We start from the raw sequence: 20,677 nt of genomic DNA on the forward strand, positions 1-20,677 counted from the left end.
AGGTGTGCGGGCAGGCCGTGCGGCCGGAAGCGGACTGTCAGCGGTGGCGGGCCAGGGGGCTGGGGACGGGAGTCCACCGGGCGACGCCGGAGTCCTGCGCCAGGCGCATCGCGACGGTCGCCTTCAACGGCAGCGTGTCGCCGAAGAACACCTGCCGGTCCCCCGCCGCGTCGGGGAGGCCGTCGTAGACGCGTCGGCCGACCGCGGCCACCGCCGCCCACAGCTCTTCGGGTGCGGCTCCGTGTGTGCGCGACAACACGTCCACCAGTTCGCTGAAGACACCGCTGAGCAGGCCGCCGAACAGCTTGGTCCGCAGCGCCGCCTCGTCGTCGCCGGCCCGGGTACCGGCCAGCGGCGGCAGCGAGAAACCGTGCCGGGCGAGCCGCCCCGGGTGGATGCGGACCCCGTCCAGGTCGCGGTAGAGCACCCGCACCGGACGTCCGTCGCGCAGCGCGACGAGCGTGTTCTGGCCGTGCGCCTCCAGGGCCACGCCCAGGGACAGGAGCGTCAGCGCGGGCGGCAGGACGAGTCCGGCGAATTCCGCCAGCCAGGTGACCGGGTCACCGCTCACCATCCGGGCCCCGGTGCCGTGGACCGCGGTGAGCGGGACGGCGATCTCCTGGGAACCGAGGTGCCGTTCGCTGGACTCCCGGATCACCGCCGCCAGGCTCGCCGAGGCCGTGCCGTCCACGCGGATGGCCCCGCCGGCGAGTTCGCGCAGGATGCGCAGGCTCTCGCCGTGACCGGCCTTGTCGACGACCGCGGTGACCAGCTCGGACAGCGGCGCCCCGTCAGCCACCTCTGCCGGGGAGATGGTGCGCCGGTAGTTGGTGACCTGCACGTCCAGCGCCGTCTTGATGTGGCAGCCGGGCAGGGCGTCGAGGGGGGACAGGGTGCGCATCGACAGCAGTGGGCGGGCGGCGATCGTACGGTCCACCACCGTCAGGCCGGGCTGGTGCGGCAGGACGTGGTCGCGCTGCCAGGGGTGGAGCGGCATCAGGACGGTGTCGCCGTCGCGCAGCTCTTGCGGCCAGTCGCCGGTGCCCTGCCAGCGGTCGGCCGGTACGGCGACGAGCGCCAGGTCCACGACGCGGTGGTGCTCGGGCGCGTAGGCGAGCACCTCGGCGACGGACATGCCGGTGCGAGTACGGCAGCAGGGGTGCTGCGGATGGCCGTCGACCACGGCCTGCTCCGCGTCGACGGAGTCCCGTACCTCGTGCGGCTCCGGGTTGGCCGCGCGGGCGAGGGCCAGGTTGGCGATGCTGTTGTCGAGCTCGGCAGCCAGACGTGATGCGCTCTGCGGGTGGGCTCCGAGGGCGGCGAGGAGCCGGACCGGCTCCTCGATCGGGCCCTCGGGGCCCCGCACGGTGAAGTCGGCGGGGATCGGGGCGAAGCGTTCGGCGGCAGCGGCAGGGCCGGAGAGCTGTCCACCGGACGTGAGGCGGATGACGAGGGAACCGTCGTGGCGGCGGTCGGCGACACCCGGCAGGGGTTCGCGGGCGAGGGCGCCCCATAGCCGGCCGAGCACCGTGGCACGCGCACCGGGGAGCGCGGCCTCGAAGGGCTCGACCAGATCGGGTCGCACGTGGCGCAGTTCGTCGTTCGTGCTGCTGTACGGCATGTTTCACCGTCCCGTGGCATAGGAAAGCAAGGGGGAGGCTGCGGAGGTGAAAAGAAGGCGCCGCAATGCGAGCGCCGTCCGCGATCAGCCGCCGACAACGTTACGGGATCGTTAGTTAACTGATCGCCAGAGAAAAGGAAGGCCGGTATCAGAATCGATCCAGCATTCGGCGCGCTCGGCCGTCCCGAAAAATGCAGCTGTCGTCGGACAATGAGGGGGATGTCCCGTGTGCCCGTCTCGGTGAGCCAAGTGACCGCGCCAGACGGACGCTTGGACAGGAAGCGTTTGCCGGGTGACGGAGCCGGCTCTGCCCTTTCTTAACAGATTGCTTGCACAACGCTGGCCTTTCGCTGACGTTCTGCTGGGCGCGGGATCCGTAGGGTCACCGAAAGGCAGGAGACGGTAAGGAATACGGTTGTTCGGGTTCGCCGAAGGTAATTCACGCGACACTCAGCCGTTTTCCCGGCGCGGCGTCCTGCGGGCCTGTGAGTCTGTCGGCATGCGTGTCTTACTGATCGAGGACGACGACCGGGTCGCCGGCCCGCTGGCGGAAGGCCTGAGCCGTTTCGGGTTCACCATCGAGCACGCCCGTACGGGCGCCGAAGGACTCGCCGCGGCGGGAGCCGAGATGGTGCTGCTGGACCTGGGGTTGCCGGACATGGACGGCATCGATGTCTGCCGGACGCTCCGACTGCGGTCCCAGGTGCCCATCATCATGATCAGCGCGAGAAACGACGAGGTCGACCGCGTTCTCGGTCTGGAGCTGGGGGCCGACGACTACCTGTCCAAACCGTTCGGGGTGCGGGAACTGGTCGCGCGGATCCGGGCCGTCTTCCGTCGTGCCCGACCCGCCGCGGCCGAGCCGGTCGCGGTCATGTCCGCTGCGGGAGGCGGCCACGCCGTTCCGGTGGCCCAGGTCCAGCGGATCGGACCGCTGAGCATCGACCGGCGGGGCCGCCAGGTCCACCTGCGCCGACGCTCCATCGCCCTGTCGCCCAAGGAGTTCGACCTGCTCGCCCATCTCGCCGACGATCCCGGCGCCGTCCGCACTCGACAGCAGATCCTGGACGCGGTGTGGGAACCGAACTACTTCGGGCCCACCAAGACCCTGGACGTCCACGTCGCCGCACTGCGGCGCAAGCTCGGCGACCCCGCCTGGATCGACAACATCCGTGGCGTGGGATTCCGGCTCATGCCACCCACCGCCGGCGCGTCCACCCGGCTGGCGGAAGAGAACGACGAGGGAGGCGACCGGTGACCCGCCGCCTCCTGCTCAGCTATCTCAGCCTCACCCTGCTCGTACTGTTGTGCCTGGAAGTGCCGTTCGGCTACGTCTACGCCCGCGGTGAGACCTCCCGCTTCACCGGCAACGGGCAGCAGGCCGCGGTCATGCTCGCAGAGGTGCTGGAGGAAAAGGTCGAACGGCGTTCCGTCACCGACGTGCCGGAGCTGGTGGAGAGCTTCGCGCGGCGCACCGGCAGCCATGTCGTGGTCGTGGACGGTGAAGGAAGACTGCTCGCCGACTCCCGCGACGCGGTGCCCGCCGGGACGGACCTGTCCGCGCAACCGGACATCGCGGCCGCCCTGCGCAACGCGTCCCGTGCGCGGACCCAGCGGGATCCGGCTCTCGACGAAGCGGCCTTCTTCGCCACCGTGCCGGGCGCCTCGGGCGCAACGGTCCGCTGCGTCGTACGGGCGTCCTTTCCCCTCACGACGGTGACGTCCAAGGTCCATGACGCCTGGCTGGTACTGGCGGCCGTCGGACTGGGGGTGCTGGCGGCCGTCGCGTTGATAGCTCTCGCGCTGGCCCGCTGGATCACCCGCCCGGTGCGGGCGCTGGAGCACGCCACGACGCAACTGGCCGACGGCACCCTGAAAGACCTGCCCGCCACCGACCTCGGCCCTCCCGAGCTACGACGCCTGGCCGCCAGCTTCGTCCGCACCGCGACCCGGCTCCAGCATCTGCTCAAGGCCCAGCACGCGTTCGCCTCGGAGGCCTCCCACCAGCTGAAGACCCCGCTGACCGCGCTGCGGCTGCGGCTGGAGAACTTCGAGCCGCACCTCGACCCGCGTGCCCGGTCCAGCCTGGACGAAGCGGTGGACGAGGTGGAGCGGCTCAGCCGGATGGTGCACGGGCTGCTCGCACTGGCCCGGCTGGAGAACGCGGCGACCACCCCGGAGGCCGCCGACCTCGACTCCGCCGTCGCCGACCGCGCGGCTGTGTGGACCGCCTTCGCCGGCGAGCACCGCGTGGACATCGTCGTCGTCGGGCCGAAGATCGGCCGGGTGCGGGCCATCCCCGGCGCCCTGGACCAGATCATCGACAACCTGCTCTCCAACGCGCTGCGGGTCGCACCGCCCGGAACCACCATCACCCTGGCCACCGCCTGGGCGGGCGGAACGCCCGCAACCGTGGAGCTGCACGTGATCGACCAGGGTCCGGGCATGACCGAGGAGCAGCGGCGACGCGCCTTCGACCGCTTCTGGCGGGCGAACGACGCCGACCACGAAGGCACCGGCCTCGGTCTGCCCATCGTGCAGCAGCTGGCCCGCGCCTCGGGCGGCGACGTGACCTTGCGGGCCGCGGTCGGCGGGGGACTCGATGCCGTGGTCCGCCTCAGGACCGAGGACGTCCACCGCACGGCTCCTCCTCGACGTCCCCGGCCCGCGATGTGGGCGAAGCAGGCAGCGGTGCCTCCCCTCCCCGCCGAACGCCCCTGTGCCGCATCCGACCGGCAGCAGTGAGGCGGTGGGACCACACCGGCGCGCCGCGCACCCATGTCGAAACATTGGCCATCTGCTGACACGGCACTGGCGGGCTTCTGGCCCCGAGCCGCCCTTCTCCCCCGTAGGGTCGTCGCGACAGCGCACCAGCCACACGATCACGGACACAGCGATGCCGACGAACAGCGATCCCTCGTACACCGCAGGGGCCCAACAGGTCGTCCCGGCCGAACCACCAGCGGAGACCATGCAGCTCCTGCTCGTCGAAGACGACGACCGGATCGCCGGCCCCCTCATGGAAGGGCTGAACCGCTACGGCTTCGCCGTCGACCACGTCAAATCCGGAGCCTCCGCCCTGACGGCCTGCACCGCCGATCTCATCCTCCTGGACCTCGGACTGCCCGACATGGACGGCATCGACGTGTGCCGGGCCCTGCGCATCCGTTCCGCCGTCCCCATCATCATGATCACCGCACGCGGCGAGGAGACCGACCGCGTCGTCGGTCTGGAAGTCGGAGCGGACGACTACCTCTCCAAGCCCTTCGGTGTACGCGAGCTGGTGGCCCGGATCCGAGCCGTCACCCGCCGCACCCACCCCGACAGACACGCCCCGCCGCACACCGGCACGACAGCGGGACTCCCCCTTCAGCGCACGCAACTTCCGCAGGAGCGTGGCGTCCAGCAGCTCGGGCCGCTGACCGTCAACCGGCGCACCAGGGGCGTCACCCTCGACGGCCGCCCGCTCACCCTCACCCCGAAGGAATTCGATCTCCTGGCCCAACTCGCCAGTGACCCAGGCGCGGTGCACTCCCGCCAGCAGATCCTGGACACGGTGTGGGACCCGAACTACTTCGGCCCCACCCGCACACTCGACGTGCACGTGTCGGCGCTGCGCCGCAAGCTGGGCGACCCGGCATGGATCGCCACCGTCCGCGGCATCGGCTTCCGGCTCACCGTGCCCGGCGACAGCGCCTACGCCTGAACGGCGGCACACGGAGTCGTGCACGGCCCGAAGAGTCCCTGGCCTCGCGTGCGTCGACCGCCTGCGAAGAGGCACGCGACCGCCTCTCGCGCGGCCCCCGGCACCACGGCCCAGGACGACGCGCACGAGGCGAGTAGGGTGTAGCCGTGATCACCTCGCCGCCCGCTCCGGGCACGGCCTGGGCCCGCCACCGCCGAGTGGTGCGGCCGGCCGTGCTGGTCGCGGTGCTGCTCGGGCTGTTCCTCATGCACGGCGGCCCGGCCGCGGCCGACGGCGGCTGCCACGGGGCCATGTCTGACACGACGGTCATGCCAGCAGCCCCTGGCACGATGACCGCGCACCCCGTGGAGACCCCCCGGGCGGCGGGGGAAAAGCCCACCGCGCATGCGGGCGAGGCCATGCGGGGTGCACTGTGTCTCGCCACCCATCCCCGCTCGGAGATCCCGCTGCCGCCACTCACCGCGGTCGCCCTGGTGTTCCCGGCCGGCGTCCTGCTGCCCTGGGCCCGGCGGGGGTACGGCGACACCCGGCACCGCGGGCCACCGGCCGGCGGGCGCTCCCTACTGCTCCAGGTGTGCATCGCGCGGACGTGAGGAGACCTGCGGACTTCGGCCCATCGCTTCGGTCCCGCACCGGTCTCCCGTCCACCCGCGCCACGTCACGGCGCCCACCTGGAAAGACACACCCATGTCCCAGCGTCTGCGGACGACTCGCCATGCCCTCGCGGCAGCCGCCGCCACGGCAGTACTCACTCTGGCCCTCGCCGCGTGCGGCTCCGGCAACGACTCGGGCCGCTCCTCCGCCATGCCCGGCATGGACCACGCAAGCGCGCCGTCCCCGTCGGCATCGGCCGACGGGATGGGGTCGATGCCCGGCATGGACACCGCGTCCACCGGAAACGGCCTGGCCGCCGCGAAGGGCGGCTACCGGATGATGTCCGCGGCCACCACCCTGCCCACCGACGAGGCCGCCGTCTACCGCTTCACGATCACGGGCCCGGACGGCAAGCCGGTCACCGACTTCGCCGTCGACCAGACCAAGCGGATGCACTTCTACGCCATCCGCTCCGACCTCACCGGCTTCCAGCACCTGCACCCCACCATGGCCGCCGACGGCACCTGGACCGCGCCGCTGGCCGCACTGCGACCGGGCCCGTGGCGGCTGTACGCCTCCTTCACCCCGGACAGCGGCTCCGGCGAGGGCGAGGACCTCGTCCTCAGCCGCACCGTGAAGGTCCCCGGCACGGCGAAGGCGACGACGCTGCCCAAGGTGTCCGGCACCACCACCGTCGACGGCTACACCGTGGCGGTGAAGGGGGACCTGATGGCCGGCATGGCCCACGAGCTGACCGCCTCCCTCACCAAGGACGGCAAGCCGGTCACCGACCTCCAGCCGTACCTCGACACCTATGCCCACCTGACCGCCTTCCACCAGGGCGACACCGCCTTCGCCCACCTCCACCCGGAGACCAGGGTCGACGGCGACCACGGCGGACCGGCGCTGAGCTTCCACGCCGTGTTCGCCCAGTCCGGCGACTGGCGGCTCTTCCTCCAGTTCCGGACCGGCGGAAAGCTCCACACCGCGGCCATCACCCTGCACGTCGGCTGACGGCCACGCCCCGACGGCTGCCCGGCCCGTCCACCCAGGTGGCGGACGGACCGGGCCCCGGCCGGCCGGAGGCGCCGAGCGACCGGCGCGGGGCCGAAAAGCCCTGGCGCCCCTTCAAGGCCAGAGGGACAGTAGGAAGAGGAAGCCTCCCTGGGAGGTGGGCAGAGTGTGGTACTGGCATGGCGGTGGCTGGGCCCTGATGGCCTTCATGCCCATCGTGTGGATCGTGCTGCTCGGCCTCGCCCTGTGGGCGGTGGTCCGGCTCACGCAGCACTCGGGGCACTCCAGCGGGCCGGGCCCGGGGTGGCAGCCGCGGGAGACTCCCGAGGAGATCCTCGACCGGCGCTTCGCCTCGGGTGAGATCGACGCGGACACCTACACCGAGGCACGCGAACGCCTCGCCGCCCACAGGCCGAAGCCCCGGTGAGAGCGGCGAGGCGGTGGGCATGCGGCAGCGGCCGCTGATCGCGAGCTCGTAGTCGCCGATCAGATCCCTGGGGCGACCGGCTTGCGGAGCTCGGCTGTTCCAAGGCCGCGCACAAGCGGCTGTCGTGCTGCCGAGCCTGAGTCGCAGCCTTGCGGTGGCTGTTCCCACCAACTCGCTGACACGCGTCGATGCCGGGCCACCTCCCGACCGCTCGGCAGACCCGGCCAGGCGGTGGTGCCGCTGGCGCTCGGCGCTTCCTTCCTCGTCTTCGGGGCGGGCGCGCTGGGCGTGCCGGAGATCCTCGTGACGCTGGTGGCGCTGTCCGGGATGACCCCTGCTGCCGCTGGTCCCTGCCTGGCTGACCGGCGGAGCCCTGTCCTGGACGGTGTGGTTCGGCGGCGGGGCCTGACGGCGTCGACACCGAAGCCCGGTGACCGGCCGCCGTACGGGCAGGACGCGGGTGCAGCGGATGACGAACTCGGGCCCGTGGAACCCGACGCCCCCGCAGTGTCGTGCGTCAGCCCGTCCCGCCACGGGACCTGTCGGGCAGTCAGCCGCTCACTGCGAGGACACCACGACCCGGAGTGATCGGGATCAGACCTCTTCGACATCCACGAAGAGGAGCCGCACACCGCCGGTCGCCAGCTCGAAGGCCTTGGCGACGAACGCCGATGCCTCTTCGGTCGTCACAGCCCTGCTGGCCGCGTCGTAGTCGGCGAAGTACATGTCGAGTACGCGATACGCCGGCGTCGCGCTGCCGTCCTCCTTCGGCCAGACCTTCGCGCTCTCGATCCGCTGGACTCCGGGGATCTTCTGCGCCAGGTCGAGCTGCTCGTGGTGACCGGCCTCGAAGGCCTCGGGGGATTTCGGGTTCTCGTAGATTGCAGTGATCTTCGTCGGCACTATTCTCTCCTCGTGTTCTGCTACTGGGCTTTCCACTTGGCATTGTCGGGAATTGACTTGTTCGGCACGCGGACCTGGATGATGGAGGGGCCGCTCACGTTCTCCAGAGCGCCCGTCACGGCATCCCTCAGCTCTCCATACGTGCCGACTTCCCACCCCCGGCAGCCGAAGACCTCGGACAGCAGGCTGTAATTCCACCGGTGCAGGATGCACGGTTTGTAGAACGGCTTGTCGGCATGGAAGACCGATGCGTCGGCGAGCCACTGCTCCACGGCGTAGACGCCGTTGTCGATGACGAAGATGATCGGATTGAGGTGGAAACGAGTCTGCGTCGAGAGGCACTGGGCGGTCATCTGGAAGCCGCCGTCACCCGTGAAGACCATAGCCCTTTGGTCGGGCCGCTTCGCCAGGGAGATACCGGTCGCAGCCGGCCCGCTGTAGCCGATCGACGAGTACGACGACTGGACGACGAACCCGCCCGGTCCTGGCACGTCGAGCAGCAGGCTGCCGAAGTAGTTCATGCTCGCGTCGGCGCTGACGATGGTGTTCCTGTCGATGTACCGCTGGATGAAGTTGTAGAACCCCTGGTACGTGATCACGTCGGACGAGCCCATGGTCGGCGCGCTCTGCGCCGGCCTTTCCAGCAGCCTCCGCACCTTGGGCGCCACTTTTTCAGCCAGGATGCCGTCGATCAGATGCTCCAACGCGACCTGTCCGCCGAAGTAGGTTCCGAACTTGACCGCGTCGAACGACGCAAACGCGGTCTTGTCGTAGTCCGGGTCCCAGCCCAACGAGTTGATGTCCGTCAGCCACACGCCGAGGGCCAGCACGAAATCAGCCGTCCCGACCAGATCCGTCACGGCCGGCGCTGACGCCTGGCCGTCGAGTACGCCGGCGAACAGCGCATCGTCCTCGGACAGGACGGACTTGCTGAGGAGTTCCGTGACGAAGGGGACGTTCAGTTGCTGGATCAGGCTCAGGGCCTTGTCCTGCAGGCCGAACCGGTCGATCTCCACACCCACCCAGATGAGCGGGTTCTCGGAGCTTTCAAGCCGTGCGCAGATCCGTGCGACCGACTGCTCCAGGCTGGTCTCGTCCGACAAGATCCTGGCCGGCTTCAGAACGCCCCTCGGCGGCTCGCATTCCAAGTCGACCATGTCCTGGAGGAGCTCGATGTAGATCGGGCGCCGTTCGGTTATGCACTGGGTGAGCGCATAATCTATCAGCGTCGGCGCAAGGTCCGGGTTGTCGACCCGTACGGTGGCGGCCGTAATATGCTCGAACGACTGCATGTCCGTTTCGCGTCCGCTGATGAAGTGGTGCGCGCTGAAGCCGGTCTGTTCGAAGGTGAGCGTCTTCTTGATGCTCGGCGTGCCGTTGATCAACACCAGCGGCACCTTTTCGACGTAGGCACCGGCGACGGCGTTCACGGCACACAGCGCACCCGCGGAGTAGGTGACGCAGAGGGCCCCGATGCCCTTCAGCCTCGCGTACCCGTCCGCCGCGTAGCCGGCATTGACCTCGTTGACTTCCTCTACGATTTCGATGCTGCTCGGCGTGACGTAGTGGTTCAACCAGTCAATCGAGTAGTCGCCCGCGATGGAGAACAGATGTTCGAGGCCCAGTTGGCGAAGCCGGTCCACCAGGTACTGCCCTACGGTGCAGGTCTCATTCACGTCTGGATACCTCCGCGGTCAGTAGTCGCTCGCGCCGCCGAACAGCCGGGGCATGTAGATGTCGAAGATCCCCGGACACTTGCGTTCGGGATACCGCTGGAGCATGAAACCCTTGAAGGCGTCGCCTGCCAGCCCGTTGCCGATCGCCTGCCGTGCGGCCGAGAGGTACTCGATGTTGCGAGCGACTTCGTTTTTGTCGGCCGGCAGGCCGTGGCCCGGCATGAACAGATCGTAGTCCGACAGCAGCATTCCCTGGAGCACCCGGATCCAGTGGTCCATATGATCCGTCAGATACAGATGGGTGCCGCTGTAGATCAGGTCCTGGGTGAAATAGACTCCCAGATCCGGAAGCTTGATCGTCAGGTGGAAGTCGATTTCGGTTTCTGTCACCCGGTCGAATATGTACCTGACCCCGTCGATGGTCTCGGTGCCGGGGCCGACGGCTTGCTTGGGCACGACTATCTGGTCGGGAACGAGGTCGCCCAGTTTCCAGTGGTCGCTCCTTGAGGCTTCTCCGTGCTCTTGGATGAAGCTCATGGTCTCGGGCAGCGCGTAGATCGCGATGTCGCTGAACGCCGCTCCCAGGCCGAACCAGTGGTCGGGGTGCCGGTGCGAGAGGTACAGCCTTTCGATCGGCTTGCCCAGGCTGTCCGCGTAGTCCCTGAACGCCCTTGCGTAAGGAACCAGGAACTGCCCATCGACGAGGACCAGTTGGTTCCTGGTCTCGATGATGTGCGTGGCGTTCGCGATGTTGTTGTACGCGAAGGAGGAGACGAAGGTGTGGATACGGACATCGCCCTCCTGCTTCACGACCATGATGATGGGATCTGACACCTGAGCCAGCATGCGGGACCCTTCCGAGGTCATGTGGTGTGCTCTCGCAGTTCCGCCAACGCAGCCCTCGCGACGTCGTAGGCGCTGTCCACGCCCGGTACCGGGTCGTCCTCGCCCGGCCGCCAGAAGCGCCGGCGTGCCATGCGCATGGAACTGTCGAACGGCGGGATCGCGTTGAACACTTCGATCAGGTACGGCCCGCGATACACCGGCTCGATCTCGTTCAGGATGATGTCCCAGGGGATCCAGCTGTCCTTCACCGCACCCCGGTCGGGTGCGGATATGTGGACGTAGGAGAGTCGATCCTGCCGCACGGCTCGCGCGATGTTGTCCTTGAAGACCGACGGCCCCTGGCTTTCCATCACGACTTGCGCGGTGTCGATCGTGACGCCGCCCTGCGCGTGCCGGAGGCTGTCGAGGAAGTCGAGTACCTCCGAGACCATGTTGGGCGGGGGCGTCTCCCAGCTCTTGACGGGTTCGATGGCGAGCTGTACTCCGCGCGCCGCGGCGTACTCCGACAGCTCTTCGAAGACGGAACGCGCCGCGTGATAGCGCGGCTTCATCCAGTCCTGGAGGGCGTCGCTCCACAGCGGTTCATCGGTGTCCGTGGCCGGAAAGACGCCGTAGGGGTAGAGGAAGGGCCCTGACATGATCGAGTCGCCGCCCAGGACCCGCGTGATGTCCACGCGTGACTTGAGGTAGGACAGGGCCTGTTTGCGCTGTTCCTCGTACGGTGACGTCGGGTCGAAGGTCCGCGTGGTCCCGACGTTGGTGGTGAACTTCGCCTCCTGCAGCCCTGCCTGGTCGAAGGCCTTCCTGAGGCCGATGTAGCTGTCGACCTCAAGCTTGTGGTCGACGGTCGGGGGCTGGGAGGCGATGTGCACGTCGAAGCCGTCGTAGCCCATGTCCGTGAGGGCCTTCAGATGACGGATCAGGATCTGGGTGTAACCCGGGTCCTGCGGCCGCAGGTCGGCCGTGAACATGAAGAAGCTGAAGAAGACGTCTCGCCTGAATGTCGCGTTCATCGTCACCAGCCCAGGACGTCGGCGAGGTAGGCGCGGGCCTTCTGGGCGTACTCCAGCGGGTTGGCCTTCTTCGGGTCCTGCTCGGCCTCCACGACCAGCCACCCCTGGTAGTCGGCGTCGGCCAGCACCTCCAGGATGGGCCGGAAGTCGATCGCGCCGTCTCCGGGCACGGTGAAGACGCCGAGCTCGACGCCTTCCTGGAACGACAGGCCTTCTTCACGCACCCGGCTCACGACCTCGGGCCGGATGCTCTTCATGTGGACGTGGCCGATGCGGTCGGCGTAGGCCTGGGCCATGTCCAGTGGATCGTCGCCGGCGAAGGCGATGTGGGCGGTGTCGAGCAGGAGGTGGACCAGGGCCGGATCGGTCGAGGCCATCAGCCGGTCCACGTCGGCCCGGGTCATGACGCCGGTACCCATGTGGTGGTGGTAGCTGAGCTTCATCCCGGCCGATCCCGCGATCTTGCCGAGCTCGTCCAGGCCCGATGTCAGGGCATCCCACTGGGCGTCGGTGAAGACCGGGCGGTTGGCGAAGACGTCGACGGGGAGCAGGTGCGACGATGCTCCGAACTCCGCCACGACCAACTCGGTCCCGCCCAGCGCCTTGACATGGGCCAGCGTCTCCTCGAAGGCGGCGATCGTCTTCTGCCGCATCTTGCCGATGGTGAAGTAGGTGCTCGTCCAGGGCTCGGACACCTGCAGGCCGCGGAGATCGAGCGCGGCCTTGAGCGCGGCGGCGTCCGAGGGGTACTTGTGCCCGATGCTGCAGCCCTGGAAGCCGGCGAGCGCCATCTCGCTCACGGCCTGGCCGAAGGAGATGCCGGCGTCGATGGTGGGGAAGTCGTCGTTCCACCACAGGGTGCAGCAGACGCCGAGCTTCACCTTGTCCGGGCCGAGGCGGTCCGCCAAGTCGGTCATTTCGTCGCCCCATTCAGGTAGCGGTCCTCGATGCGGGGTGGCTGAGCCCAGGAGCCGTAACCGGGGGCCTTCGCACCTGGCGGATTGGCCCCGATGGCCCGCCACAGCAGCCCCTCCTGGTAGGAAGCGGCCGTGACCGTGGAGGTCTCGCCCGCGGCATGGGCCCCGTAGCGGTCGGTCCACTCGGGTGGCAGTGCGTACCACATCCCGGCGTACCAGAGTTTGATCACATTGCGGGCCACCGGGCCGAGGCGGTCGTCGCTGAAGATCCGGTGGCGCAGGGCGCGGTCGAGCAGAGCCCGGTCGGGCAAGGTCCGGTAGGGCAGGGCCCGGTCATGGCCGCCGGCGTCAACGGCCGCGTCCGCCCGGGCCGCCCGGTGGGCGGCCAAGAGGGCGGTCACGACCTCGTCCCCGCAGGCGGCCTGTACTTTGGCCAGGTAGTCGCGGGCCAGGCCGGTGCCCAGCAGCACGGTCTCTTCAAAGGCGGTCAGGTCGACCGACAGGGACAGGAACTCCTCGAACGACGGGGCGGTCACCGCGTCACCCCCTGGGTACGCTCGCCGGCGGCCGGTGCGGCCTCCGGATCGGACCCGAACGCGGCCGGGATCTCGAAGGTGGGAGCGGCGTGCAGGCCGTCGCTGCCCGGCAGGGGGTTGCGTACCAGCCGGTTGAACCCGTCGCGCAGCCGGAACATGTCGCAGACGGCGTCCTGCAGGAGGCCCGGCTGCCCGTTGAACGCCTTGGTGAGCAGGGCGAGGAAGGCCCCGTAGGCGGCGTTGAAGTCGCGGGCGACACCGGCGAGTTCCGAACCCGGCGGGTAGTCGGCGAGCCGGGCGCTCACCTTCACCGGGTACACATCGTCCCAGGCGACACTGAGCGGCGGCCCCGAAGGCGCGTCGGGTTCGTCGCCGACCTGGTAGTAACGGCCGAGCTGCAGCTGCCGGAACCGGTAGTAGTGGGCCAGCTCCCCGTCCGCGTCGTAGATGCCGGAGTCCAGGCCCTCGCCCTGAGCGGCGATGAAGCGCAGCGCCCGGCAGGCCGAGTCCAGGTCCGAGACGACGATCACCGCTCCGCCGCCGGAGTAGAAGTACTCGGGCCCCACCTGCAGGTCCGGGTCTCCGGAGAAGAGCTTGGGGTCGTCGGCCGCCACCTTCCCGAGCCCTTCGATGATCTCTGCGTAGAACTCGCCGATGCTGTAGAAGCGCATGCCCTCGGCCGTCGGGCTGAAGGCGAGGACCGGACTCCCGCTGTCCGGTGTGCGCACCAGCCGTGCGTCGGCACTGGGGGCCTGGCCCGGCCGCTCGATCTTGCAGAACGTCTCCACCGCCTCGGGGGACAACGGCCGCAGGTCGACGGTGAAGTCGTTCTCGCCGTCGGGCAGGTAGGCCGGGTAGGACGGCACGAAGCCGGGGCGGTTCAGGTCGGGCTTCCCGCCGATGGCGTTCAGCACGTTGGCGACGAGGGTCAGGTGCAGCATCTCCTCCACCGCGACCACCCGGATGATGTGGGCCGCGTCGGAGTTGGTGGTGGACCGTATGGAGTAGTACGCGGTCAGGTACGGCGGGATGGTCGCGTGCTCCAGGGCCAGCGCCACGTGCAGATAGCTGATCAGGTCGTCACGGTTGTTGATGGTCGACGCGGTCACCGGGCCACCTCCTGAGGCCGGCGCGGGCCGGCTTCGGTCGAGGTGACCTCGATCGGTGCGGTCTCGGAGTCGAGCTGGGCCAGTATGGCGCGGGTGCTGCGCAGACACAGGGCGGCGATGGTGAGTGTCACGTTCGACGTGCCCACGGTGGGCATGCTTCCCCCGCCGACCAGGTAGAGGTTCTCGTGGTCCCAGCTCCGCTGATCCGCGTCGACCACCGAGGTCGACGGGTCGCGGCCCATCATGTGGGTGCCGGAGAGATGGTTGCCCCCTCGGATCTCGTACCCCTCGCCGCCGTGGACGGCGTAGCCCCAGAAGTTCGGGTCGTACGCGGTGTGGTCCTCGGCTCCGAGGCGGGCGAAGATCCGTCGCGACAGCTGCCTGGCGTACGCCACCCCGCGCATCGTGTAGTCGGGGATGTCGTAGGTGAGGATGGGCCGCATGTTCCCCAGCTGGTCGGTGTAGGCCGGGTCCACGGTGATGCGGTTGCTCGGGTTGGCGGGGACCTCGACCATGAAGGCCAGCTGCAACTGGCGGGAGACCCGGTCCACCAGGCCCTGGCGGAGGGACTCGCCGTAGCGGCCACCGGCGTCCACCAGGTCGATCAGGTCGGTCATCGGCGCCCCCCGGGCCCAGCCCCAGCCGTCGTTGTGGATGTCGACGCTGAACGCCGCCTGGCGGCGGCGGAAGCGGCCCCCGCGCAGGTCGGTGATGCCGCCCGTGCAGTTCGTGCCCCGGAAGGTGCCGGCCACCTCCGGGAGCAGGGCCCACGCCAGCAGGTAGGCGTGGTCCATGAAGTTCCGCCCCATCAGGCCACTGGAGCTGCGCAGGCCCGAGGCCAGCATCAGCCGGGGGTTCTCGACCGCGTTGGCGGCCAGGATGAACAGCCGGCCCCGGGCTCGCATGGTGGTGAAGTCGGCGCTGTCGGGCCGGTCGTAGTGGCGGTACTCGATCTCGGTCACCCGTCGCGTCTGCTCGTCGACGTGCACCTTGTAGGCCACCGCCTGGGCCACCAGGTCGACCCGGCCGCTCTGGAGGGCCACCGCGAGGGTCTTGCCGGCGTGGTATTTGGCCTGCACCGGGCAGATGGGCACGCAGTTGTTGTTGCCCTGGCACCGCCCGCCGACCTCGACCTGGTAGGTGCTCACCGCGCCTCGCGGCACGTAGCCCTTCCCGCCGTCGAAGGCCGGGTTCGGTATCCCGTTCCGCCCCTGCGGGAACGGCCGTACCCGCAGCTCGCGCCGCTCCCCGTCGAGCTCGACCGGCATCCCGTCGAGGTCCTTGGCGACCATCCGGTCCAGGTAGGACAGGGGCAGCCCCTTCATCGGGAACACATAGCCCTCGTCGAAGGTCATCCCGAGGTAGGCCTGGTCCTCCACGTCGGCGGAGACGCCGATCTCGCGTTCGGCCTCGTTGTAGTACGGGGCGAGGTCCTCGTAGGTGAGCGGCCAGTCGGCCCCCTCGCCGTAGAGCGTGTGCATGCGGAAGTCCTCGGGGAGCATCCGCAGGGTCTTGGCCTCCCAGTGCATGGTGGTGCCGCCGAGGACCCGGGTGTAGGTGGTGTCCGTGGCGAAGGGCCCGCTCTGGACGAGGTAGGCCGAGGCGTCGGGCGCGCCCGGGGAGATGCGCCGTGCGTCGGTGCCACGGGGCATCGGGGCGCCTGCGACCACCGGGTAGGGGGACTGGTTGTCCTTGCCGGCAGCCGAGTAGAAGCGGTCGAGGTAGCTCTCGTAGCCCCTCAGGGTGAGGTCCTCGGCCGGGCCCGCTTCGAGTATCAGTACCCTCTTGCCGGCGTCGCTCAGCCGCGAGGCGATGAGGGCGCCGGCGATCCCGCCGCCGACGATGACGGCGTCGTAGAGGACTTCGGCCGCCGCCGCGGGGGCGGTTCGCTTCGCCGCCCCCTCGGGGAACTTCGCGTACATGGGGCAGTCACTCCTCCGCTGCCGGGCGCGGTCGGGACCGGTGTGGGGTTGAGGATTCGAGTCGGTCGGCCATGGGTCACACGGCCTCGGCCCGGGCCCGCATGGCGGACAGGTAGGCGGCGTAGCTCCACGTCAGGTTGTGCACACTGCGCTCGAAGCCGGTGGTGCCGTCGAACTGCTCGGAGAGCTCCAGGTTGTCACTGTGGTAGATGACGGCCTGCACCATGGCGTCACCGGTCGCCGTCAAGGCGGCGGCCGCTGCCGCCGGGGCCGTCGACGCGTCGATGCCGGACTGGGCGAAGAAGGGTGCGGACAGGTCGTCCACAGGCACCTTGCCGCTCGACTTGATCGTGGCGGCCAGCTTGTAGTGCAGCTCGGCGACGTTGCAGGTGGAGAGGGCCCACGGGTGGCCGCCGAGCACCGGGTGCGCGGTGTCACCGTCGTAGACGTCACCCGGGTAGCGGCCGAACAGCGGCCCGATACCGAAGCTGTCCTTGTCGGCCTTGTTGATCGGGTAGAAGGCGATGCCGCCCTCCTCCCACTGCGAGCGCAGTTGGGCCGCTGTGGCCAGCAGCTTGGGGTCGGTGACGGGAACGGCGCCGTAGACGGCCGACTGGACGATGTCGATGTTCGGGTCGTAACCGCTGACGACCGGGTTCTGGGGCGAGGGCTGGGACCCGTCACCGGGATCGGCCAGCATGCTCACGTACTTGCTCCCGTCCCAGTGGCCTGCAAGGGCCTGGCGCAGCCACTTGACGGCGGGCCGCAGTCCGGTGGGCTTGTCGATGCCGACGATGGTCGAGGCCTGGATCTCCTCGAAGCAGCGCAGCTGGGCGGAGCGGGCGAAGAAGCTGTACCCGTTGTGCTCCTCCCACAGGTTCGTGGTGGGGCCCTGGTAGACGCCGAGGAGGTAGGCCACGTTCGCGTTCACCAGGTCGACCGCCCGCTTCTGGGTGCCGACGTCGAGCTGGTCGTAGGCGGCCAGGATGGTGATCGTCTGCAGGGCCGGCCCGTCGTTCTGCTCGGTCCACGGGCGGGCGTCCCCCGCGATGTTGAAGCAGGCGTGCCCCTTGGTCAGCGGCGGCTGGGTGTTGGAGTGGCAGAGGTCGGCGAACTGCACGTAGTCGTTGAGCGTCTGCACCGTCCCGCCCGGGCGGGTGGGCATGCCGGCCTGGGCCACCTCCATGGCCGTGATGGCCCCGTCGCGCACCCAGTTGAAGACGTAGTCCTCGTCGATGCCGGGGGTGTCGGCCGGGAAGGAGGGGGCGGCGATGATGCAGCCCGGCTTCGAGTTCCGGGACACGTCGCCCGGCGACTGCGGGTCGCTGAAGACGAAGCCGTCACTGGCGATGTTCCGGAACATGAAGGTGTACATGATCGGCACGAGCGACGGCAGATCTACCGCTCCCGGAGCGAAGGAGATCTGGACGTTCGCCCGCGCTCGGGAAGTGCCGGCCGGTCGGTTCGAGCGGGCCGGCGTGCTGGATTCGGACATTGCTGAACTCCCCCGTTGTCTTTCGGGCGGGACTATCGGATTCGGTCGGCACCCCGGCCACGTGGATCGAAAGGCTTGGACCGAGTGCGCCCATGAGTTACGCCCATCGGGTGTGTGAGCTTGCGGGGCGAGCAAGCCGGATGGACGGAACAATAGGATGCAGATTGTTCATGAGGACTTCGATGGTGTCAGGCTGCGCGGTTCATATCGCTGCCGGTAATGCCTGACGCGAAGATTGTTGTCACGTCAGCAGCGGTGTGCGGGAACCATCGAGATCGCCCAGTGGGCCGTGGGCGCGTTCCGGTCGACTCGGTCGACCTGGGCACACGAGCCGGCCGTGCCCTGGCGGCCGCGGCAGGCCCTCTCGTGAGCCACCCGCGCGGAGTGGCCGGAAGGACGCGCGGGCAGCCACGGGGCCTCCCGTGACCGGACGGGTTACGCATATCTGAGTAACCGTCAGAATGCCTTGTACGTAAGCGACTTCTCAGGCGGCGCGCAGCCCCACGGGACTCCGGCGGCGTCGCACGCCTGTCAGGCGGGGCGGGCGGACCGGTCGCCTCGGAGCCGGCTTCTCGCCCTGGGGACGGGGCGAGTGGAGGGGCGCACGGCAACGCCGTCAGGCCTGCGAGGAGACCCTGAATCACGTACCCGAGTCGACGCCATTCCCCTAATCGCATTAATAGGGAATGCATTCCTTCGCCCCCCGTTTTCTCACAAGCGCGCGACGCAGAGACTTTCCGGCAGCGGGTCCCATGGCAGCTTTTCACTGAACGGCATGGAGGAATTTTTGAAGCAGCTGAGACGTGACCGTTCCACGCGATGCGTATGCCGCTTGGCGTGCCTTTATCTTTGCGTACCGCAGGCTACAGTTAGCCGGGCAGGCACCGCAAGAGAAAATTCCAATGTTGCGCATGAGGTTGGAATAAACGAGTGCAACTTACTGGTGCATAACTGTGCGCCGAATCCTGAGGGTGCGCGACCCGGCGTCGACAAGTCCGGACCGGTCAGGGCGTCGGGCGCTTCCGCTCGGGCCTGCCCTTACGGTCTCGCTCCTGCAGCAGCCGCCCGGTCTGTGCGGACACCGGCGCGGCCAGCAGGGCGGTGACCAGGTCGACCAGCCGGCTGGTGAACAACCGGTCGTCCCTGCGGGGGCGTCCGGCGGCCCGGGCGGCGAGTTCGGCGTGGCAGAACCTCATGGCGGTGAAGCGGGTGTGGAACACCGCGGTCGACTCAGGAGCCAGTAGCGGCTCCACCAGGCGCCGCCAGGGATAGATGCTCGACCCCTCGGTCACGACGGCCTCGACCAGGGGTTCGGGGCGGTTGAGCAGTTCGGCCACGATCTGCAGGAACGCGCGGCCGCCGTCGGGGTCGGCGAGTTTCGCGGCGGCCGGCAGCACCAGTGCGGCGGCGAGGGATCGGAGGTCCATGGCGCCGCTGTCCTCGTACTGCTGCAGCAGCACCTCCCGGCTGGCGTCCACCGCGGGGAGGTGCTTGTCGAGCACGGCGCGCAGCAGACCCGCCCGGTCGCCGAAGTGGTATTGCAGGGCCATCGCGTTGCGCTGGCCGGCGGCCCGCTTGATCTCGTTGAGTGACGCACCGTCGACACCCTTCGCCGCGAACAACTGCTCGGCGGCCCGGATGAGGGTGGCGCGCGTGTCACCCGCCTTCCGGCTGCGAGGCGACGTGGCCTGCGTCTCATGTGCTGTCACGGATGCCCATGCTAGCGTCGCCCCGCCGAAGTAATACACGTGCATTAATGACTGATAAAGGCGCCTTGGTGCGCCGCGGGAGTCAATCCAGTGAAGGCACTGACCTACCACGGCCCCCACGACATCCGCTTCGAGGATGTCCCCGACCCGGCCGTCACCAGTCCCACCGACGCGGTCATCCAGGTGACCACGGCCGGCATCTGCGGCAGCGACCTGCACATCTACGGCGGTCACGGGTTCACCCCGGAAACCGGTTACACCCCGGGACACGAGTGCGTCGGCGTGGTCACCGACACCGGCGACCGGGTCAGCCGGTTCAAGCCGGGTGACCGCGTCCTGGTGCCCGCCTCGGTCGGCTGCACGCTGTGCGGAACCTGCGCGAAGGGACTCACCGCCAGGTGCGAGCGAGCGCAGGCGCCGACGGACCTCTGTTACGGAGTGAGCCCGCACCTTCCGGGAAGTCAGGCCCAGTTCCTCGCCGTGCCCCATGCCGATGTCAACCTGGTGCACCTGCCCGAGGGCATCTCGGACGAGGCGGCCGTCGTTCTGACGGACAACGCCCCCACGGCCTGGTACGGCTGCCGCCGGGCCCGCATACAGCCCGGCGAAACGGTTCTTGTCATCGGCCTGGGCCCGGTCGGCCTCATGGCCGCACAGTCCGCCTTCATGATGGGCGCGGCCCGCGTCCTGGGTGTGGACCTGGTCGCGGAGCGCCGCGCCTTCGCCGAAACCCTGGGCGTCGAGCCCGTCGAGGGCGAGGACGCGCGAACGGCCGTGCGGGAGATGACGGCAGGGCGCGGACCGGATGCCGTGGTGGAGGCCGTGGGCTCGGACGCCACCATCGGGCTGGCCCTCAAAACCGTCCGGCAGGCAGGACGGGTCAGCGTCATCGGTGTCAGCCAGAGCAAGGCCTTTCCCTTTCACATGGGACTGGCGCAGATCAAGGAGCTGGAGTTCGCCATCGGCCTGTGCTCGATCCATTACGAACTTCCCGCCCTGATCCCCCTCGCCCAGGCCGGCCGGATCACCCCGGAGGCCGTGGTCTCCCACCGCCTCGGCCTGTCCGAAGGCCCCGCGGCGTACGAACTGTTCCACAGCCGCGCCGCAGGTGTCCGCAAGATCCTCCTCGACCCCTCCCGTTGATCCGCCGCCGTGGGCCGGTCCCCGTCCGGGGGAACGGCATCGTCCC

General features: G+C 69.1%; 18 protein-coding genes. 7 read left to right on the plus strand and 11 right to left on the minus strand.

Annotated features, from left to right (window positions below; translation table 11 throughout):
- Nucleotides 1-37: 37 nt before the first annotated feature.
- Nucleotides 38-1,621 (minus strand): IucA/IucC family protein, encoded by a 1,584-nt coding sequence (locus IE244_RS18975; protein ID WP_191874735.1) that lies wholly within the window; start codon nucleotides 1,619-1,621, stop codon nucleotides 38-40.
- Between the two features lie 499 nt (nucleotides 1,622-2,120).
- On the opposite strand from IE244_RS18975, the gene IE244_RS18980 reads away from it, so the two are divergent.
- The 6 genes from IE244_RS18980 (at nucleotide 2,121) to IE244_RS19005 (ending at nucleotide 7,362) form a co-directional block, all read left to right on the plus strand.
- The gene (locus tag IE244_RS18980) at nucleotides 2,121-2,879 is read left to right on the plus strand and encodes a response regulator transcription factor (RefSeq protein WP_191874736.1); all 759 of its coding nucleotides are present in this window, start codon (nucleotides 2,121-2,123) and stop codon (nucleotides 2,877-2,879) included.
- On the plus strand, nucleotides 2,876-4,366 hold the full coding sequence (locus IE244_RS18985) for a sensor histidine kinase (RefSeq protein ID WP_191874737.1): 1,491 nt from the start codon (nucleotides 2,876-2,878) through the stop codon (nucleotides 4,364-4,366). The genes IE244_RS18980 and IE244_RS18985 overlap by 4 nt, the downstream gene beginning before the upstream one ends.
- A 226-nt stretch (nucleotides 4,367-4,592) precedes the next feature.
- On the plus strand, nucleotides 4,593-5,327 hold the full coding sequence (locus IE244_RS18990) for a response regulator transcription factor (protein WP_191874995.1): 735 nt from the start codon (nucleotides 4,593-4,595) through the stop codon (nucleotides 5,325-5,327).
- 146 nt (nucleotides 5,328-5,473) lie between these two features.
- Complete coding sequence (locus IE244_RS18995) at nucleotides 5,474-5,920, plus strand: hypothetical protein (RefSeq protein WP_191874738.1); 447 nt, start codon at nucleotides 5,474-5,476, stop codon at nucleotides 5,918-5,920.
- A 94-nt stretch (nucleotides 5,921-6,014) separates the two neighbouring features.
- Complete coding sequence (locus IE244_RS19000) at nucleotides 6,015-6,935, plus strand: DUF8832 domain-containing protein (RefSeq protein WP_229854210.1); 921 nt, start codon at nucleotides 6,015-6,017, stop codon at nucleotides 6,933-6,935.
- Between the two features lie 166 nt (nucleotides 6,936-7,101).
- Nucleotides 7,102-7,362 (plus strand): SHOCT domain-containing protein, encoded by a 261-nt coding sequence (locus IE244_RS19005; protein WP_191874739.1) that lies wholly within the window; start codon nucleotides 7,102-7,104, stop codon nucleotides 7,360-7,362.
- 594 nt (nucleotides 7,363-7,956) lie between these two features.
- On the opposite strand, the gene IE244_RS19010 is transcribed toward IE244_RS19005, so the two are convergent.
- The 10 genes from IE244_RS19010 to IE244_RS19055 all read right to left on the minus strand — a co-directional run bounded on the left by IE244_RS19010 (nucleotide 7,957) and on the right by IE244_RS19055 (nucleotide 19,488).
- The gene (locus tag IE244_RS19010; RefSeq protein WP_229854211.1) at nucleotides 7,957-8,265 is read right to left on the minus strand and encodes an EthD family reductase; all 309 of its coding nucleotides are present in this window, start codon (nucleotides 8,263-8,265) and stop codon (nucleotides 7,957-7,959) included.
- Nucleotides 8,266-8,285: 20 nt separating this feature from the next.
- Nucleotides 8,286-9,941 (minus strand): alpha-keto acid decarboxylase family protein, encoded by a 1,656-nt coding sequence (locus IE244_RS19015; protein WP_191874740.1) that lies wholly within the window; start codon nucleotides 9,939-9,941, stop codon nucleotides 8,286-8,288.
- Between the two features lie 18 nt (nucleotides 9,942-9,959).
- Entirely contained in the window at nucleotides 9,960-10,787 is an 828-nt protein-coding gene (locus tag IE244_RS19020; protein ID WP_191874741.1) for an MBL fold metallo-hydrolase, read from the minus strand.
- A gap of 17 nt (nucleotides 10,788-10,804) precedes the next feature.
- Nucleotides 10,805-11,800: a sugar phosphate isomerase/epimerase family protein gene (locus IE244_RS19025; protein WP_191874742.1), complete on the minus strand. Its 996-nt coding sequence runs from the start codon at nucleotides 11,798-11,800 to the stop codon at nucleotides 10,805-10,807.
- Between the two features lie 2 nt (nucleotides 11,801-11,802).
- Nucleotides 11,803-12,717: a myo-inosose-2 dehydratase gene (gene iolE / locus IE244_RS19030; RefSeq protein WP_191874743.1), complete on the minus strand. Its 915-nt coding sequence runs from the start codon at nucleotides 12,715-12,717 to the stop codon at nucleotides 11,803-11,805.
- Nucleotides 12,714-13,253: a hypothetical protein gene (locus IE244_RS19035; RefSeq protein ID WP_191874744.1), complete on the minus strand. Its 540-nt coding sequence runs from the start codon at nucleotides 13,251-13,253 to the stop codon at nucleotides 12,714-12,716. Before IE244_RS19035 ends, iolE begins: the two co-directional genes overlap by 4 nt.
- Nucleotides 13,250-14,362, minus strand: coding sequence for a ferritin-like domain-containing protein (locus IE244_RS19040; protein ID WP_191874745.1), 1,113 nt, complete (start codon nucleotides 14,360-14,362; stop codon nucleotides 13,250-13,252). The genes IE244_RS19035 and IE244_RS19040 overlap by 4 nt, the downstream gene beginning before the upstream one ends.
- Nucleotides 14,359-16,284, minus strand: a complete 1,926-nt coding sequence (locus IE244_RS19045) for a GMC family oxidoreductase (protein WP_191874746.1) — start codon at nucleotides 16,282-16,284, stop codon at nucleotides 14,359-14,361. The genes IE244_RS19040 and IE244_RS19045 overlap by 4 nt, the downstream gene beginning before the upstream one ends.
- Nucleotides 16,285-16,360: 76 nt before the next feature.
- On the minus strand, nucleotides 16,361-17,779 hold the full coding sequence (locus IE244_RS19050) for a glycoside hydrolase family 15 protein (protein ID WP_191874747.1): 1,419 nt from the start codon (nucleotides 17,777-17,779) through the stop codon (nucleotides 16,361-16,363).
- 1,004 nt (nucleotides 17,780-18,783) lie between these two features.
- Nucleotides 18,784-19,488 carry a TetR/AcrR family transcriptional regulator gene (locus IE244_RS19055; protein WP_229854212.1) on the minus strand — a complete coding sequence of 235 codons (705 nt, stop codon included), beginning with the start codon at nucleotides 19,486-19,488 and terminating at the stop codon, nucleotides 18,784-18,786.
- Nucleotides 19,489-19,578: 90 nt separating this feature from the next.
- Here IE244_RS19055 and IE244_RS19060 point away from each other — a divergent pair, with 90 nt between their 5' ends.
- Nucleotides 19,579-20,631 carry an alcohol dehydrogenase catalytic domain-containing protein gene (locus IE244_RS19060; RefSeq protein WP_191874749.1) on the plus strand — a complete coding sequence of 351 codons (1,053 nt, stop codon included), beginning with the start codon at nucleotides 19,579-19,581 and terminating at the stop codon, nucleotides 20,629-20,631.
- Nucleotides 20,632-20,677 lie beyond the last annotated feature (46 nt).

This window comes from Streptomyces filipinensis (genome assembly GCF_014649495.1).
GTDB lineage: Bacteria > Actinomycetota > Actinomycetes > Streptomycetales > Streptomycetaceae > Streptomyces > Streptomyces filipinensis.